Source organism: Enterococcus sp. AMC1157, from assembly GCF_058216555.1.
The window spans coordinates 2,732,530-2,749,766 of record NZ_CM177099.1; the positions used below are offsets into that span (position 1 = coordinate 2,732,530).

General features: G+C 34.8%; 15 protein-coding genes and 1 other annotated feature. Of the genes, 9 read left to right on the forward strand and 6 right to left on the reverse strand.

Features of this window, described 5'->3' with window-relative positions:
• Positions 1–143: 143 nt before the first annotated feature.
• Genes AC4BBX_RS13340 through AC4BBX_RS13355 form a run of 4 tightly spaced genes read right to left on the reverse strand, consistent with a single transcriptional unit; the run spans position 144 to position 3,093 of the window.
• The gene (locus AC4BBX_RS13340; RefSeq protein WP_490454298.1) at positions 144–782 is read right to left on the reverse strand and encodes an ECF transporter S component; all 639 of its coding nucleotides are present in this window, start codon (positions 780–782) and stop codon (positions 144–146) included.
• Between the two features lie 11 nt (positions 783–793).
• On the reverse strand, positions 794–1,336 hold the full coding sequence (gene coaC / locus AC4BBX_RS13345; protein WP_490454299.1) for a phosphopantothenoylcysteine decarboxylase: 543 nt from the start codon (positions 1,334–1,336) through the stop codon (positions 794–796).
• A 24-nt stretch (positions 1,337–1,360) separates the two neighbouring features.
• Complete coding sequence (locus AC4BBX_RS13350; protein ID WP_490454300.1) at positions 1,361–2,104, reverse strand: phosphopantothenate--cysteine ligase; 744 nt, start codon at positions 2,102–2,104, stop codon at positions 1,361–1,363.
• Positions 2,101–3,093 carry an acrylyl-CoA reductase family protein gene (locus AC4BBX_RS13355; protein ID WP_490454301.1) on the reverse strand — a complete coding sequence of 331 codons (993 nt, stop codon included), beginning with the start codon at positions 3,091–3,093 and terminating at the stop codon, positions 2,101–2,103. The genes AC4BBX_RS13350 and AC4BBX_RS13355 overlap by 4 nt, the downstream gene beginning before the upstream one ends.
• Before the next feature lie 302 nt (positions 3,094–3,395).
• Here AC4BBX_RS13355 and AC4BBX_RS13360 point away from each other — a divergent pair, with 302 nt between their 5' ends.
• From AC4BBX_RS13360 to AC4BBX_RS13380, 5 genes are all read left to right on the forward strand, one after another.
• A complete protein-coding gene (locus AC4BBX_RS13360; protein WP_490454302.1) occupies positions 3,396–4,481 on the forward strand; it encodes an ABC transporter ATP-binding protein in 1,086 nt (361 codons plus the stop codon).
• 10 nt (positions 4,482–4,491) lie between these two features.
• Positions 4,492–5,298: an ABC transporter permease gene (locus AC4BBX_RS13365; RefSeq protein ID WP_490454303.1), complete on the forward strand. Its 807-nt coding sequence runs from the start codon at positions 4,492–4,494 to the stop codon at positions 5,296–5,298.
• Positions 5,295–6,134 (forward strand): ABC transporter permease, encoded by an 840-nt coding sequence (locus AC4BBX_RS13370; protein ID WP_490454304.1) that lies wholly within the window; start codon positions 5,295–5,297, stop codon positions 6,132–6,134. Before AC4BBX_RS13365 ends, AC4BBX_RS13370 begins: the two co-directional genes overlap by 4 nt.
• Positions 6,131–7,204 carry an ABC transporter substrate-binding protein gene (locus AC4BBX_RS13375; protein WP_490454305.1) on the forward strand — a complete coding sequence of 358 codons (1,074 nt, stop codon included), beginning with the start codon at positions 6,131–6,133 and terminating at the stop codon, positions 7,202–7,204. Before AC4BBX_RS13370 ends, AC4BBX_RS13375 begins: the two co-directional genes overlap by 4 nt.
• A gap of 533 nt (positions 7,205–7,737) precedes the next feature.
• Positions 7,738–8,900, forward strand: a protein-coding gene (locus AC4BBX_RS13380) for an IS3 family transposase (RefSeq protein WP_490454306.1) whose coding sequence is annotated in 2 segments (ribosomal slippage) — positions 7,738–8,014 and positions 8,014–8,900 — 1,164 coding nt in all. Because the reading frame shifts where the segments join, the coding sequence is not laid out codon by codon here.
• 224 nt (positions 8,901–9,124) lie between these two features.
• Here AC4BBX_RS13380 and metF read toward each other — a convergent pair.
• Together metF and metE are read right to left on the reverse strand one after the other, a co-directional pair.
• Positions 9,125–9,988 (reverse strand): methylenetetrahydrofolate reductase [NAD(P)H], encoded by an 864-nt coding sequence (gene metF / locus AC4BBX_RS13385; RefSeq protein ID WP_490455819.1) that lies wholly within the window; start codon positions 9,986–9,988, stop codon positions 9,125–9,127.
• Between the two features lie 4 nt (positions 9,989–9,992).
• Positions 9,993–12,239: a 5-methyltetrahydropteroyltriglutamate--homocysteine S-methyltransferase gene (gene metE, locus AC4BBX_RS13390; protein ID WP_490454307.1), complete on the reverse strand. Its 2,247-nt coding sequence runs from the start codon at positions 12,237–12,239 to the stop codon at positions 9,993–9,995.
• Positions 12,240–12,652: 413 nt separating this feature from the next.
• Positions 12,653–12,902 (forward strand) — a binding site (T-box leader).
• 176 nt (positions 12,903–13,078) lie between these two features.
• Here metE and AC4BBX_RS13395 point away from each other — a divergent pair.
• The 4 genes from AC4BBX_RS13395 (at position 13,079) to AC4BBX_RS13410 (ending at position 17,227) form a co-directional block, all read left to right on the forward strand.
• On the forward strand, positions 13,079–14,350 hold the full coding sequence (locus AC4BBX_RS13395) for an O-acetylhomoserine aminocarboxypropyltransferase/cysteine synthase family protein (RefSeq protein WP_490454308.1): 1,272 nt from the start codon (positions 13,079–13,081) through the stop codon (positions 14,348–14,350).
• Between the two features lie 89 nt (positions 14,351–14,439).
• Entirely contained in the window at positions 14,440–15,762 is a 1,323-nt protein-coding gene (locus tag AC4BBX_RS13400) for a dicarboxylate/amino acid:cation symporter (protein ID WP_490454309.1), read from the forward strand.
• A 286-nt stretch (positions 15,763–16,048) separates the two neighbouring features.
• Positions 16,049–16,426 (forward strand): VOC family protein, encoded by a 378-nt coding sequence (locus AC4BBX_RS13405; protein ID WP_490454310.1) that lies wholly within the window; start codon positions 16,049–16,051, stop codon positions 16,424–16,426.
• A 15-nt stretch (positions 16,427–16,441) separates the two neighbouring features.
• Positions 16,442–17,227 carry a Cof-type HAD-IIB family hydrolase gene (locus tag AC4BBX_RS13410; protein ID WP_490454311.1) on the forward strand — a complete coding sequence of 262 codons (786 nt, stop codon included), beginning with the start codon at positions 16,442–16,444 and terminating at the stop codon, positions 17,225–17,227.
• Positions 17,228–17,237: the final 10 nt, after the last annotated feature.

Genomic DNA, 17,237 nt, shown 5'->3' on the forward strand with positions numbered 1-17,237 from the left:
TAAACTAAATAGAAGGCAATATTTCTGTAGGACACCTAATAAAGGAATAGAAATGAGTCCAACAGCTAACATTTACCAATCAATCTGCAGTGAAGGGGCACGTTTGCCGTGAATAGCAACCTTTTTTTATATTTTTTAAAATCTTAGGCAATTCCATCTCTTTGTTTTACGAGTCTTAACAAGACAGAGGCAACAGCTGCAGTAGCGATACCAGCAACAATGGCTTCAGGAATTCCTTGAGTTAGAATAATTGTAAGGATTGCAATATAAATGGCATTGCCAGCTTCACCAATGACTTGTCCATATTCTCTTTGGAATAAAAAGTAAATCAGATTCATTACGAGAATTGTGTTTGTTAAGCCACCAGCTATACCACTAAGAAATAAGCTAAAGCTATTTGCTTTGTTCTTAAATAGTTTTTTGCCCCATTGATAGGTAAAGTAAGGAACTACACCAATCAAAATACGTGGGACAATCGCGATAATTATGGCCTTCCAACTACCATTTTCTGCACCGATTGGTGGGATAAATGGAGAAAAAGCAAAAGATAGCGGGGTTACGATCACTGTGGAACGAATCATACTAATAATTCCAAATGACCCACCCAAAAAAGCTCCTAGCTTTGGTCCTAAAACAATCGAAGCAATGATAACAGGAATGTGCAAGGTGGTAGCATTGATTATGCCTAGTGGGATAAAACCTAAAAAAGGCACACTAGCCAATAAAATTAAAATAGCTAGGAAAAAAGCAGTTAAAACTAGCCGAAAGGTATTATTTTTCATAAGAATCTCCTTTAATTTATAGCATTTTCAACATATTGAAGAATAGTCTCAACGGTTGCTAAAGCACCAGAACCAAAATCACCACATGCAAGCAAGGATTCTCTTGGCGTGATTTCTTTATACCCAACTTCCTTTAAAATAGCAAGATTTTTTTGCAAAATTGGATTAAGATACATATTGGTATTCATAGCAGGAGCAACTAATCTAGGCGTATCAAAGGGCAGTGCCATAGCTACAGTCGAAACTAAATCATCGGCTAAACCATTAGCAATTTTACCAATGACGTTGGCACTAGCTGGAGCAATCAAAAAAAGATCGGCTTGCTTGGCTAATTCGATGTGATTTATTTTACTGGGATTGATTTCTTCCATCACATCAACATGAATGGGTCTTTTAGAGAGAGATTGTAAAGTTAACGGCGTGATAAAAGCTTGGCTACTTTTAGTCATCATTACATCTACTTCGTAACCTAATTTCGTTAATTCATTGGTTAAATCAGCTGATTTATAAGCAGAAATACTGCCACTAACAGCTAATAAAATTCGTTTTGTCATAACAAATACTCCTTTTTTATTCCATTACTTGAATTCTGGTAAGAGTGTCTGGACAATCAATTGAGCGATTGCCTCTTTACTGTCGACTTCACCGATAATTTGACCTTGTGGATCGATTAAATATCCTACATGTTTGTCAAATTCAATAGAAGTTAAATCATTAGCTAACACATAATCGGCTTGGTTTTTGTGTAGACTGGCAGTGGCAACTGTCAATAATTCTTCCTTAGAAACATCAACTAAAAGTTTAAAACCAACTAATAAGGTGTTGGGTTGAAGCTGTTTAATTGATTGGATGACTTTGGGTGTTTTATCTAAAATGACATATAATTGATCGGTGTCTGAAGAAATTTTGGTGACAGTTTCTTGATTATCTCCAACTAATTGTTTTAAATCCTCCGCAGTAAGAATGGATTTATTTTCAATCAAACGATTAATTCTTTCTAGAAATTGTTCTTGAGAAAGACTTTGTGTCGGTGTGAAATCACTAACTGCCATACTATGAATCACAGCTGCATAGGTGTTCTCTTTCAAAAGTGTCTCCAACGTTTCTGCAAGACTACGAGTGTCAGTAATTGAATGAACGGTCAAATCCTTTTGAGAAGCAGGTTTTTTAGCTATCGCAGTAGTAACATAATCGACTTGAATACTATTTTCTAAAAAGGTTTCTGCAATTAAACTTCCTAAACTCCCCGTCGAATGATTTGTTATGGAGCGGACATCATCGATTTTTTCAGAAGTACCACCAGCAGTAATCAATACTTTCATATTTTCACATCCATGTTTACAATGGTTCGTCCTTGATGTTCACCAGCTAATAAGGCATCAATTGTAATATCTAAGTCAGTCAATAAAACTTCTTGATAGTTTAAATTGTTGATTACATCACGATTTTCAGCTAAAAAAGGCCAAATTTCTTTACGAAGGTCCATACTTGCATGAACAGAGTCAATACCGATGAGCTGAATTCCTCTTAAAATAAAAGGTAGAACAGTCGTATCTACTTTAATTCCTCCAGCATTTCCACAAATAATGGCACTTCCTTCATACTGAAGTAAAGGCAACAAATTAGCTAACAATGAACCGCCAACGGTATCAATTAACGCAGCGATTAACTGTTTTCCAAGAGGTTTATTCTTCTCTGGCAACACCTCTTCAGGTGTCGCAATTTGAGTTGCTCCTAACTGTAGTAACCAATCAACGTCTTTTTTGCGAGAAATAGCAGTGATATTTGAATACCCTAGTTTACTTAGCAAGGCAATCGCAATGCTACCCACGCCACCAGTAGCACCAGTGACAAAAATCGGTTCATCTTTATCAATTTGTTTTTTCTCTAGAGCTAGTACACATTGAGTCGCAGTAAAACCAGCTGTTCCAAAAATCATACTTTCTTTCGGTGATAAGTCCTTAGGCAAAGCCACCAACCATTCCACAGGTACTTGTTGATATTGGGCAAAGCCACCATCCACACCCACACCTAAATCATAGCCAGTCACAATTACTTGTTTACCAACAGGCCAATCTTCGTGAGTGGATTCAATAATTTCACCGGCTAGATCAATCCCAGGAATTTTAGGATAAGAACGAATCACGCCAGTATCTTTAGTAGCAGCTAAAGCATCTTTGTAATTAATATCTGAATAGGCAACTTGGATTAATACGTGATCTTTTAATAGAGGTAGCTGTTCTTTTTTCACAACGCCTCGGGTAAAGATATGTTCATCTTGGGAAACTTCAAAAGCTAGAAATGGATCCATATATATCACTCCGTTACTCGTTTTAGAATACTCTTGCTATCTAATTTTTTAAATAAAATAAGTAGCAAATTTTTTAATACTTTCATGATAACACAAAAATTTTTTGTTGCTTAAAAAAATAACTTTTTTTGAACAAATATGCTTGTAATTTATGATAAAAAAATTTATTCTTAAACAGTATGTTCGAGAAACAAAAAAATGCGTTTATCTATTGTAGAAAAAAGATCTTTTTCTATTACAAACAACGAACGATCATTCAGAAACAATGACATATAATAAACCGAATCGGGGAGGAAAGAATAGTGGGAAAACCAATCATTTCATTTAATAATGTGGTGAAGCGGTATGATGATGAGACAATTTTAAAGAGTGTAAATTTTGAGATAGAAGAAGGCAAATTTTATACCTTACTCGGTCCATCTGGATGTGGAAAAACGACCATTTTGCGAATAATCGCTGGGTTTTCTGAGGCTACAGACGGAGATGTTTTCTTTGCAGGAGAACGAATCAATGATGTACCTGCGAATCAACGCCAAGTAAATACTGTCTTTCAAGACTATGCATTGTTTCCGCATATGAATGTATTTGAAAATGTGGCTTTCGGCTTAAAAATCAAAAAATTGCCGAAGAAAGAAATTGAAACGAAAGTGAAGGATGCTTTACGTTTAGTACAACTAGGTGGTTATGAAAATCGTGAAATCAGTGAAATGTCAGGTGGACAACGTCAACGTGTGGCAATTGCTCGAGCGATTATTAATGAACCAAAAGTATTATTGCTAGACGAACCTTTATCAGCCTTGGATTTAAAATTACGTACTGAAATGCAATATGAATTGCGTGAGTTACAACAACGTTTAGGCATTACCTTTATCTTTGTTACTCACGATCAAGAAGAAGCTTTGGCAATGAGTGATGAAATCTTTGTTATCAATAAAGGCGAAATCGTTCAAAGTGGAACTCCTGTGGATATCTATGATGAACCAATCAATCATTTTGTTGCGGATTTCGTAGGTGAAAGTAATATCGTTAATGGTACGATGATTGATGATAATTTAGTCGAATTTGTTGGCAAAACTTTTGAATGTGTCGATGGTGGGATGCGTAAAAATGAAGCCGTTGAGATTGTGATTCGTCCAGAAGATTTGAGTTTAACAACTCGTGAAAATGGCAAGCTAAATGTTCGTGTGGATACACAGTTATTCCGTGGAGTTCACTATGAAATTATTTGTTACGATGAACAAGATAATGAGTGGATGGTTCACTCAACCAGAAAAGCAGTCGAAGGTAGTCAAATTGGTCTATCCTTTGAACCAGAAGATATACATGTTATGCGTTTCAACGAATCTGAAGAAGACTTTGATGCACGTTTAGAAAGTTACGAAGAGTAGGGGGGACGAAATGACAAAAATTAGACGTATCTATGGAATTCCTTATTTATTTTGGTTGCTTTTATTTGTTATTGCGCCCGTATTAATGATTGTTTATCAATCATTCTTTGATATGAATGGTCAATTTTCTCTAATTAATTACCAAACCTACTTTGCTTCAGGCAAGTACTTAGAGATGACCTTGAACTCAGTTTGGTATGCTTTTTTAATTACCTTCATTACCTTGCTGATTAGTTATCCGACTGCCTACTTTTTGACAAAATTAAAGCACAAAGATCTATGGTTGTTGTTAATTATTTTACCAACTTGGATTAACTTATTACTAAAAGCTTATGCCTTTATTGGTATTTTTGGAATTAACGGTAGTATTAACAGCTTCTTACAATTTATTGGTATTGCACCGAAACAAATTTTATTTACGGATTTTAGTTTTCTAGCAGTTGCGACATATATCGAGCTTCCATTCATGATTATGCCGATTTACAATGCTTTAGAAGAATTAAATCCTTCTCTAATCAGTGCGAGCCGTGATTTGGGAGCAAATGGTTTTGAAACTTTCCGTCGCGTTATTTTTCCACTTTCCTTAAACGGAGTGAAAAGTGGTGTGCAGGCAGTTTTTATCCCGTCACTTTCTTTATTCATGTTAACACGTTTAATTGGAGGGAACCGAGTTATAACTTTGGGAACGGCAATTGAACAACATTTCTTAGTGACACAAAACTGGGGGATGGGATCAACAATTGGTGTAATCTTAATTATTGCGATGTTTGCGGTTATGTTATTAACAGGTGAAAAAAGAAAAGGAGGCAGAAAATGAAAAAATTTCCATGGTCTCGTCTTTATTTAGCCTTAGTTTTTATTATCCTGTATGCACCAATTTTTTATCTGATTTTTTACTCATTTAATGAAGGTGGCACGATGAATAGTTTCACAGGTTTTACTTGGGAACACTATGCAGCTGTCTTTGAAGATTCTCGTTTACTGATTATTGTTTTGAATACCTTTATGTTGGCATTTTTATCAGCTTTACTTGCTACAGTTATCGGTACTTTTGGAGCGATGGGCATCTACTATACACGAAATCGTGGAGCGAGAAATGCATTATTAAGTATGAATAATATTTTACTAGTGTCACCAGACGTTATCATTGGTGCTAGTTTCTTGATTTTCTTTACGATGGTGGGGAGCGTCTTTCGTAGTTTTAACTTAGGATTTTTCAGTGTGTTACTTTCTCATGTAGCTTTTAGTATTCCGATTGTTGTTTTAATGGTTTTACCAAAATTACAGGAGATGAATGATTCTATGATTGATGCAGCTAGAGATTTAGGTGCCAATAGTATGCAAGTGATTAGCAATATTATTTTGCCATTCCTTTCACCAGGTATTATTGCCGGCTATTTCATGGCTTTCACCTATTCTTTAGATGATTTTGCGGTGACTTTCTTTGTAACAGGTAACGGTTTTAGTACTTTATCTGTTGAAATTTATTCCAGAGCAAGACAAGGGATTAGCTTAGAAATTAATGCGCTAAGTACCTTGGTTTTCTTATTCTCTATGGTGTTGGTAGTTGGATATTATTTTATTAGTCAAGAAAATATTTCCCGTCGTGTCCGAAGAAATCGTGCAAAAAGCGAGGTGACGGATTTACAATGAAAAGATTACAGTCATTAATTATTGGAATTCTGGGGATTATTTTAGTTTTGATTCTCGGTGTTCGACAACTGGAGCGATCTACAGGTATAGCAGGTGCTCAGGTATTAAATGTCTATAACTGGGGCGATTATATTGATCCTGATTTGTTAACCCAATTTGAAGAAGAATATGGTTATAAAGTAAACTATGAAACTTTTGATTCAAATGAAGCAATGGTAACAAAAATTCGTCAAGGTGGGACTTCTTACGATATAACGATTCCAAGTGAATATATGATTCAAAAAATGATTGAAGAAGATTTAGTTCTCGAATTAGATCATTCTAAAATTGTTGGTATGGAAAATATCGATCCGCGCTTCTTGGATTTAAATTTTGATCCTAATAATGCTTATTCTGTTCCTTACTTCTGGGGTACTTTAGGAATTGTTTATAACGATAAAGTAGTTAATGAAGAAGATATGACTTCATGGGATGACTTATGGCGACCAGAATTGAAAGATAATCTGATGCTAATTGATGGTGCCCGTGAAGTAATTGGTTTAGGTTTAAACAGTTTAGGCTATTCTTTAAATAGTAAAAACGATCAAGAATTGCAAGAAGCAGTTGCGAAACTTCGTGAGATGACCTCCAATGTCAAAGCCATTGTAGCTGATGAAATCAAAATGTATATGATTAACGAAGAAAGTGCAGTAGCAGTTACTTTTTCAGGAGAAGCCGCGGATATGATGTGGGAAAATGAGCACATTCATTATGTGATTCCAGAAGAAGGCTCCAATCTTTGGTTTGATAATATTGTTATTCCTAAAACAGCAAGGAATGTTGAAGGTGCCTACGATTTTATTAACTTCATGTTAGATCCAGAAAATGCTGCACAAAATGCGGAATACATTGGCTACTCTACGCCAAATAAAGAAGCCATGTCGATTTTACCATCGGACATCACAGAAGATGAACAATTTTATCCATCAGATGAAATGGTTTCACACTTAGAAGTGTATGAAGATTTAGGCTCAGAATATATTGGTATTTATAATGATCTGTTCCTAGAGCTGAAGATGTATCGTAAGTAAGGATAAAAAAGCGGTATTGTATAGTCTATCACCTAGAAGTCGCTAATATTAAATTAAGTGAGTAGCAACCATAAAGCTACTCACTTTTTAATTACTTAAATTTTCAATTGTTAATTCAGATAACTTCAATTTTATTGTAAAGGTACAGCAGCTAATTTTAATGTCAAAGGAGATAAAATTTTTGAAGATGGTCCAATACATTTTCAGAATTACACTGAAAATCCAGTAAAACAAAATTTTGAATTTGGAATAAATATCACTTATTATTTTGACGATAATGGATTTTCAACTTTTAGTGATGAAACAGGTCTATTCGGTATAATACAAGTAAGATGATCGTTATTTATTAGTTGGTAAGTGTTGGATAATTTAAGAAGAATATTTTGATGAGAATACATTTTTAAGTTTAATCTATCGGTTCTTTGATTTGATTAGTGTTACTGTGTGGTTTTCGCTTGTATGGATAGGTTACACTGGACTAGACAGAAAAAATAAGGTGTGTACAATAAGAGAAAACACCTGGAGGAAAAATTATGTCAAAACGTCAAAGAAGAACCTATTCAAAAGAATTTAAACAACAAATGGTAGACTTGTACAATGCTGGGAAACCGCGAGCAGAAATCGTTCGGGAATATGAATTAACCCCCTCAGCTTTTGATAAATGGGTCAAACAAGCCAATACAACAGGATCATTCAAAGAAAAAGACAACCTAACCCCTGAACAAAAAGAATTAGCTGCTTTACGAAAAAGAAATCAACAGTTAGAAATGGAGAATGATATTTTAAAGCAAGCGGCGCTGATATTCGGACGAAACGACAAGTAATTGATGCCAACAAGCACAAATACTCTATATCAGCGATGTGTCAATGTCTAGGGATTTCTCGCCAAACATATTACTATCAACCAAAGAAAAAACAAAGTGAAGCTGAAATTGAAGAGGCGGTAACCGAAACCTTTTATCAAAACCGCAAAGTCTATGGTACGCGTAAAATAAAAAAGAGCCTAGAAAATCAAGGGATTCGTGTTAGTCGGCGTAAAATCGGCAGAATCATGAAGAATCGTGGGTTGAAGTCTACTTATACGATGGCCTACTATAAGCATCATGGGACTTCTTGTAATGAAGCGCCAGTTAAAAATCTATTGAATCGTGAGTTTTCACATAAAAATCCATTAGAAGCAATCGTAACGGATTTAACCTATGTACGAGTTGGAAAGAAATGGCACTATATTTGTTTGATATTAGACTTGTTCAATCGTGAAATCATTGGTTATTCTTGTGGCGAGCATAAATCTGCGGCTCTAGTAAAAAAAGCTTTCAGCCGTATATCTTATCCATTAACAGAAGTAGAACTTTTTCATACGGATCGTGGGAAAGAATTTGATAATCAAACAATTGAAATGATTTTACAAGCATTTGGTATCACACGTTCACTTAGTAAAAAAGGCTGTCCTTATGATAATGCCGTAGCAGAATCTACGTATAAATCCGTCAAAATCGAATTTGTTTATTCAAAAAAATTTGAGACTTTGAAAGAATTAGAACTAGAATTATTTGATTACGTACATTGGTGGAATCATCTTCGTTTGCACGGTACACTTGGCTACGAGACACCCATTCATATCCGTTATCAGAGATTGGCGCAGCAAACCCTTGACAATGAGCATGGTCATGATAGCGAAAGCGAGGCAGCGTAATTCCCAATTGAGCTTCTGCCGTTGAAATTCATGACCATGGAGGCTCGTTGTCAAGGGCAAACGGAACAAAGTGCAAGAATTCTATATACACCTTATAAAATTTGTCAAAATAAGTGTTGCCATTTCAGTAACTAAATTTAAATAGAACAGGTCATAAAAAAAACACTATACATCAATGCTTGGGTGAGTATGGTGTTCTTTTTCTTGTAAAGTATTTACAAATTTTAGATAATTATTTCTTCTTTAAAAAGTGATTTTGTCGCACGATAAATGCTTAAGGCTGTTTGCGAGTGATTCATTGTGTAAAGATGGATGCCTGCTGTATCTTGTGTGACCAAATCAACAATTTGATCAATCGCATAGGCTAAACCTGCTGCTCTTAAGGATTCAGGATTGTGTTCGTATTTTTCTAAAATGGCAATAAATTTTCTTGGTAAAGCTGTCTGTGTGGTCTTGATTAGACGTAACGCCTGATTCCGATTGACAATCGGCATAATTCCAGCATAGATTGGTACGTCAATACCGACAATATCGCAATTTTCACGAAAGCGATAAAAAATTTCATTGTCAAAGAACAGTTGAGTGATTAAATCGTCACAACCACTATCCACTTTTCTTTTTAAATTTTGTAAATCTTTCACCCGATTTTTGGCTTCAGGATGAATTTCAGGATGACAAGCACCGCTAATTTGAAAGGTTGGTTCCTCTTCTTTAATAAATCGGATTAAGTCACTGGCATATTTGAAATCATCCAGAGGTAATTTGTCGGGATAAATATCTCCACGCAAGGCTAGAATTCGATTTGTTTTAAATCTTTTTAGTAGTTGAATAGCTTCTCGAATATCGTTTTTAGAAGAATAGGCTGCCGTCAAATGAGCAATACTAGGCACGTTCAAATTTTTTTGAATATAACCAGCTAATTTTAAGGTAGTGGTTTTTAAATCAATATTTTTATTGCTACAAGTCACACTGATGAAATGCGGACCTAAGTCATGCAATTCATCTAGTGTGTCCAAAAGTAATTCGTTGGATGATTTTGTATTGGGTGGAAAAATTTCAAAAGAAAGGGAAGGATGTTGCCTTTCCAAAGTATCAACCATTGACAAGCTCCTCTCGTATTTCTTTGGCTGCCACTACTAAGTTTTCTAAACTAGCATATGTTTCTTTTTCACCGCGGGTTTTTAAGCCACAGTCAGGATTGATCCAAACTTTATCGGTTGAGATTTTTTCTAAGATTTTACCAATCGTTTGTTTGATTTCTTCTACAGAAGGAACACGTGGTGAATGAATATCGTAAACACCAGGACCGACTTGTGTTTGGAAATTGTTACGATTTAAGGCATCTAATAAGGCTAAATTAGAACGAGACGCTTCAAAACTAATGACATCAGCATCCATATCATCAATTGCCTTAATGATATCCTCAAATTCGCTATAACACATATGCGTATGAATTTGAGTTTCTGGTTGAACTTTGCTATGAACCAGACGGAAAGCCGGAATTGCCCAATCCAAATACTCACTGTACCAATCTGTTTGACGTAAAGGTAATTTTTCACGTAAAGCTGCTTCATCAATTTGGATGATACGAATCCCATTTGCTTCTAAATCTAAGACCTCTTCTTGAATCGCTAAAGCTAATTGGTAGGTACTTTCTTTAATTGAGATATCCTCACGTGGGAAAGACCAGTTTAAGATGGTGACAGGACCTGTTAGCATTCCTTTGACAATCTGTTCTGTTTTGCTTTGAGCATATTTTGACCATTGAACGGTGATAGCTTTTGAACGAGAGATATCACCCCAAATAATTGGTGGTTTCACCCCACGTGTACCATAAGATTGTACCCAACCATTTTTAGAGAATAGATAACCATCTAGTGCTTCTCCGAAAAATTCTACCATGTCATTACGCTCGAATTCCCCATGAACTAAAACATCTAAGCCGATTTTCTCTTGGAAAGTGATGCAGTCATCAATTTTCTTCGCAATAAATGCATCGTATTCTTCTTGATTAATTTCGCCACGCTTAAATTTTCCACGAATAATTTTGACTTCTTTTGTTTGTGGAAACGAGCCAATTGTTGTCGTTGGTAATTTTGGTAACTTCAACAAGTTCGTTTGTAAAGTTTCACGTTCACCAAAAGCTGGCAAGCGAACAAAATCAGCCTCTGTCAGTTGTGCGATTTTCACTTGTAGTGCTTTGTTAGCAGTGATTCGTACTTGTTTGAAAATACGATTATTTTTTTCAATCGCTGCTTGATCGGTTTTGTCTAAGGCAACCAATTCTGCTAATTTTTCTTTGGCAAATGCAAAATATTGTTTGATTTCATCTGAGAAAACTTCATTTTCAACAGAATATGGAACATGTAGCAGTGAACAAGAAGTCGTTAATACGACATTTTTCGGTAATTTTGCTAATAAGTCAAAGGTACTTGTGTAGTTATTTGTCCAGATATTTTTCCCATTAATCACACCGGCGAATAATTTTTTGTCTTCTGGAAATGGTGTATTTGTGATTAAGTTTAAGGTTTCTTTTCCTTCAACAAAATCTAAACCAATTCCATCAAAATCTAAGGTAATCACTTCTTCATAAATATCACGAATATCGCCAAAATAAGTTTGTAATAAAATATCTAGTCCGTGTTTATTTGCTAATAACGTTTCATAGAATTTTTTAAATCGAGCAATATCATCAGCAGTTAAATCTAAAACTAAGCCTGGTTCATCAATTTGAATCCACTCTGCGCCGGCTGTTGCCAACTTAGCAAATACTTCTTGGTAGACCGCAAGTAAATCATCTGCGAAATCATCACTGGTCGTATCATCATGGTATTGTCCTAATTGTAGCAAGGTAAAAGGACCTAAAATAACAGGACGAGTAGTAAGTCCAAGCTCTTTGGCTTCTAAAAATTCATCGAAAATTTTAGTGGCATTTAATTTAATTTCAGTACCTTTTTCAAATTGAGGAACTAAATAGTGGTAGTTTGTGTTGAACCATTTTTTCATGGGTAGGGCATGGACATCGCCTTTTTCACCTTGATAGCCACGAGCTAAAGTAAAATACTCTTCTAAGTTATCAAAATCTAGTTCTTTTACTTTTTTGGGAATAATATTAAATAAAACCGAAGTATCCAAGGTATTGTCATAGAAAGAAAAATCATTACTTGGAATTTGATCAATTCCTGAGTCTTTTACAATTGTCCAATGTTTTTTTCTTAATCCTTTCGCAAAAGATTGTAGTTCTTCTGCGGTAATTTCTTTCCTAAAGTATTTTTCTGTTTCAAATTTTAGTTCTCTTGATTCGCCTAAACGAGGAAATCCGATAATTGTTGTTGTCATTCACAAGCACTCCTTTATAAGTAATTAATTGGTAATATATCATTGGATAGAAATTTTGTATAAGTATCTTTTTCTATTATTCGTTATAGATTAAATTTATAATAAAGGTCTATTTATAAAATAAAGGATAAATAAAGGATGTTGTAGCCATGAAATGTAAAGAAAATTTGAATTTTTAACGATAAACCGAGTATTGTTTTGTAGCTAATCAATTTATGACTAGTGATTAGATTTTTATATAATAAGTTCAATTATTAGCAAAGTCATTAGATAAAAGTGACGAGTGGGGTTTATTAGTGGCTTTTTTGTCGTGATAGAGAATTCATATCATAGATAAAAATATGAAAAAATTAGTTTTTTAGCAGTTTGACCAACGGTTTTGAATTTGTTATGATTCATTCAACTTAGAACACACAAACACGTAGATAAAGAAAGTAGCTTCTTTTTCTTTTACAAACAGAGAGTCCTGGCAGCTGAAAAGGGACGTTTAAGAGGAGAAATGAAAATGGCTTTTGAGTGGTTCTGGTGAGTCGAAAGATAAGCTAGAAACGGATGCCCCCGTTACAGAGGTGCAAGTATAGATCTTTTGTACTTGATAAGGTGTTGATTGTAAGGTCAACATGAACATAGGTGGTAACATGTATAAACCAATACATCCTTGGAAGAGACTATTCTTCTGAGGATTTTTTTATTGGTTGTACATCAAGAATGAAAATTTTAAATGATTGGAGGAAGCTACGGGTTTTTATTTTTAGTATACCTACAAGGTGAATCAAATTTTTTGTAGGCAATGAACAGTAACAAATTATCTAAATAAAACGATAAAGGAGAAGAAACAAATGACAGAATATAAGTTTGAAACAATTCAGCTTCATGGAGGACAAACTGTTGATGAAACAGGAAGCCGAGCTGTCCCTATTCATCAAACAACGTCTTATGTATTTAAAGATGCCGATCAGGCTGCAGATAGATTTGCGTTAAGTGAAACAGGAAATATCTATACCAGAATCACGAATCCAACAACTAGTGTTTTAGAAGAACGTTTGGCATTGTTGGAAGGCGGTGTCGGTGCATTAGCGACTGCTTCTGGATCAGCGGCCATTGCTTATTCGATACAAAATATTGCTAGTGCGGGTGACCATATTGTTTCTGCAGCAACGATTTATGGTGGTACATATAATTTGTTTGCTCATACGTTGCCAGAGTTTGGAATCACGACTACATTCGTTGATCCAGATGATTTTGATGCGTTAAAAGGAGCAATTCAAGAAAATACCAAAGCAGTTTTTGTCGAATCTTTAGGTAATCCCGACATCAATATTGTGGACTTGGAGAAAATTAGTGAAATTGCTCATGAAGCAAAAATTCCAGTGATTGTGGATAATACCTTTGCCACCCCTTATCTATTTAAACCTTTTGAATATGGGACAGATATCGTTGTCTATTCAACAACAAAATTTATTGGCGGTCACGGTCTGTCTATTGGTGGAGCAATTGTTGATTCAGGAAACTTTGATTGGACAAATGGCAAGTTTCCAAAATTAGTGAATCCTGATCCAAGTTATCATGGACTTTCTTGGACAGAAGCAACCGGAAAAGCAGCCTATATCACACGTGCCAGAACGATTCTGTTGCGAGATACCGGTGCAGCCTTGTCGCCATTCAATGCTTGGACAATTTTATTAGGGATCGAGACTTTGTCTTTACGTCTGGAACGACATGTAGAGAATGCCCAGCAAGTGGCAGAATTTTTAGAACAACATCCAAAAGTTTCATGGGTCAAATACCCAACATTAAAAGGCAATAAATACTATGATCGTGCACATAAGTATTTTCCTAAAGGTACGAGTGCAGTCTTTTCCTTTGGGTTGAAAGATGGTGCTGAAGCAGGGAAGAAACTAGTTGGATTAACAGAGATCTTCTCCTTACTGGCTAATGTGGGGGATGCAAAATCATTAATCATTCATCCTGCTTCAACAACACATTCTCAATTAAGTGAAGCGGAACTACTTCAAACTGGAACGACTCCAGAAACGATCCGATTATCTGTTGGTCTTGAAAATATTGATGACTTACTTGCAGATTTATCTCAAGCTTTGGACAAAATATAATTGGAATATGTTAATTGGAATTAAACGGATGTATTTTTTATTGATGAGACACAAGTAGAATAAATTAGTCAAATAAAGGAGAAAAATGAATGGAAAATTATTTATCATGGGTAGCACTGGGAGTAATGTTAATCGTCTTTTGGGGTTTGAATACGTTGGAAAAGAAACATATTGATTTTGGAATTAGAACCTTAATTGCACTTGGTTTAGGAGTGATTATTGGTTTCTTGTTTAAAGGACATACGGAGTACGTTGCTGTATTTGGTCGTATATTTACGAGACTTATTTCGGTTATTGTTTTACCTTTATTATTTTTTAGTATCTTATCAAGTATTACGTCACTCGATAATATTAGTCACTTAAGAAGACTGGGATTAAGAAGCTTGTTTTGGTTACTTCTAAATACAGTATTAGCAGCTAGTTTAACACTTGTTGTCACGGTGTTCTTTAAAGTCGGAAGCGGCTTTACGGTAGAATTACCGAATGATTACGTTGCAAGGGAAGTGCCAACATTTTTAGATACGCTTGTTGGATTTGTCCCTAGTAATATTTTTGCACATGCAGCTGAAAACCAAGTGATACCTTTCATTGTTTTCACCGTATTAATTGGTGTTGCGTTGATTAGATTAAATACGAGACAACCTGAGAAAGCAAAAGTAATTATAAACTTTATAAAAGCAGGAAATGATTGGATTTTTGAACTTGTAAAAATCGTAATCAAATTGACGCCTTATGCGATTGTTTCTTATATTGCTGAAGTGTTTACAAGAGATGGTGCAAAAAATTTAGGTATCTTTGTTTCTGTTATCATCGTCGCTTATGCAGTGAGTTTAATTCAAACCTATTTAATTCATGGAACGCTAGTAGCAGTATTTGGCAAGTATAATCCAATCAAGTTTTTCAAAGAAATTTGGCCAGCTCAGATTGTAGCTTTTACCTCACAAAGTAGTATTGGAACGATTCCTGTGACAGTCAATCAATTAACAAAAAAAATTGGTGTTAAAGAAGAAGTGGCCTCTTTTGTTGCAGGTCTTGGCGCAAATACAGGTATGCCTGGATGTACAGCAATTTGGCCGGTTTTATTAGCTGTCTTTAGTATTAACGCTTTGGGGATTGAATTTAGTGTAAGTCAATATCTTCTATTAGTTGTTTATGCTCTAGCTGTGTCTTTTGGAACTGCGGGTGTACCAGGTACAGCAACTATCACTGCTACAGCAATTTTATCTGCAGCAGGACTTCCATTAGAAATCATTATTGTATTAGCACCAATTGGCAGCCTTGTTGATATGGCGAGAACTTTAACGAATGTTACAGGCGCTGCCACAGCTGCTCTAATCGTAGCAAGAAAAGAAAATGCCTTAGAAGAAGTGACGGAAGTGACAGAAATTAAGGAAGTCAGCGAACCTATTTAAATAGGAGAATCATTTAATTTAGAAAGTAGTTATTGTTGATGAAATTAATAAATGGATGATAGAAAACATTTATAATTAATTTAGTAGAAAAGGACTTCATTGTGACTGATGAAGTCCTTTTTCTGTTTCCATTAAAATTTCTACCATTTGTCAATTCTAGTATGAAGTAACTTCGAAGTTTATAAACTTTATTTATAAACTTTATTTCTAATTCAATTTCAAGTAGAATAAAGAAGAATTTAAAGATCCACAAGATAATATTAAAAAATTTTAGAAGAGGTGTCGTATGCATTTAGAACATATTGCTATTTGGACCAAAGATTTAGAAATGATGAAAGATTTTTATGTAGAATTTTTTGCGGCAAAAGCAAATGAACGTTACCACAATAGAAAGACAGGCTTTCAATCGTATTTTTTAACATTTGATTCAGGTAGTCGGATTGAATTAACTACGAAACAATTTTTATCAGCTAGAAGTGCAGATGCTTTGGGTTATGCCCACATGGCAATTTCGGTTGGTAGCAAAGAAAATGTAGATAAGTTTGTTGAAAAATTTTTAGCAGCAGAATTACCATTGTTAAATGGTCCTCGTACAACTGGAGATGGTTATTACGAAGCAGTTGTTCAAGATCCGGAAGGGAACTTAATCGAGCTAACGATTTAATAGGAGGAAAGCACTATGAAAAAATATGCAGGAGTCATTTTCTTTGATTTAGATGGTACATTATTGAATTTAAATTCAAAAATCAGCGAAAGTAATTTAGCCTTATTGGAACAACTAACAGAGAAAAATTATTTAGCGGTTATCGCTAGTGGTCGTTCTCCGATTGAAATAGAAGAAATTACCAAAGGGACAGCGATTAATTCTTATGTGAGTCTTAACGGTCAGTATGTAGTAATTGAAGGGAAAGTTTTCGCTAGTCATGTAATAGAAACAGCTTTAATTGAAGAGGTACTAGCTTTTGCAGAGGAATTAGGGCATCCAGTTTCTTGTTACACTCCCTATGAATATCGCATAAATTTTATTGATGAAGCCACCAAAAAATTATACGAATTAGATAATGCACCTTTACCAAAGGTGGATTCGAAATTCTACCAATCAAATGATATCAATATGCTGTATCTATTTAGTGATGAAATGAAACATGATGAATTATTGATTGAAAAATTTAATGAAAAGTTGACCTTTTATCGAGATAGTCCTTATTCGATGGCAATTGTTAATAAAAATCGCTCAAAAAAAGCCGGAATCATAGAATTATTAGAGAAGCTTGAACTAAAGGATTTAACGAATACCTATGCTTTTGGTGATGGAAATAACAATATTAGTATATTTGATGTAGTCACTCATTCTGTTGCGATGGGAAATGCAAACGATACTGTAAAAGCAGCCGCAACGTTTATTACTCATGATCATGAGTCTGATGGGATTGAGTTTGCTTTGAAAAAATTAAATGTTTTGTAAGGAGGTTAGA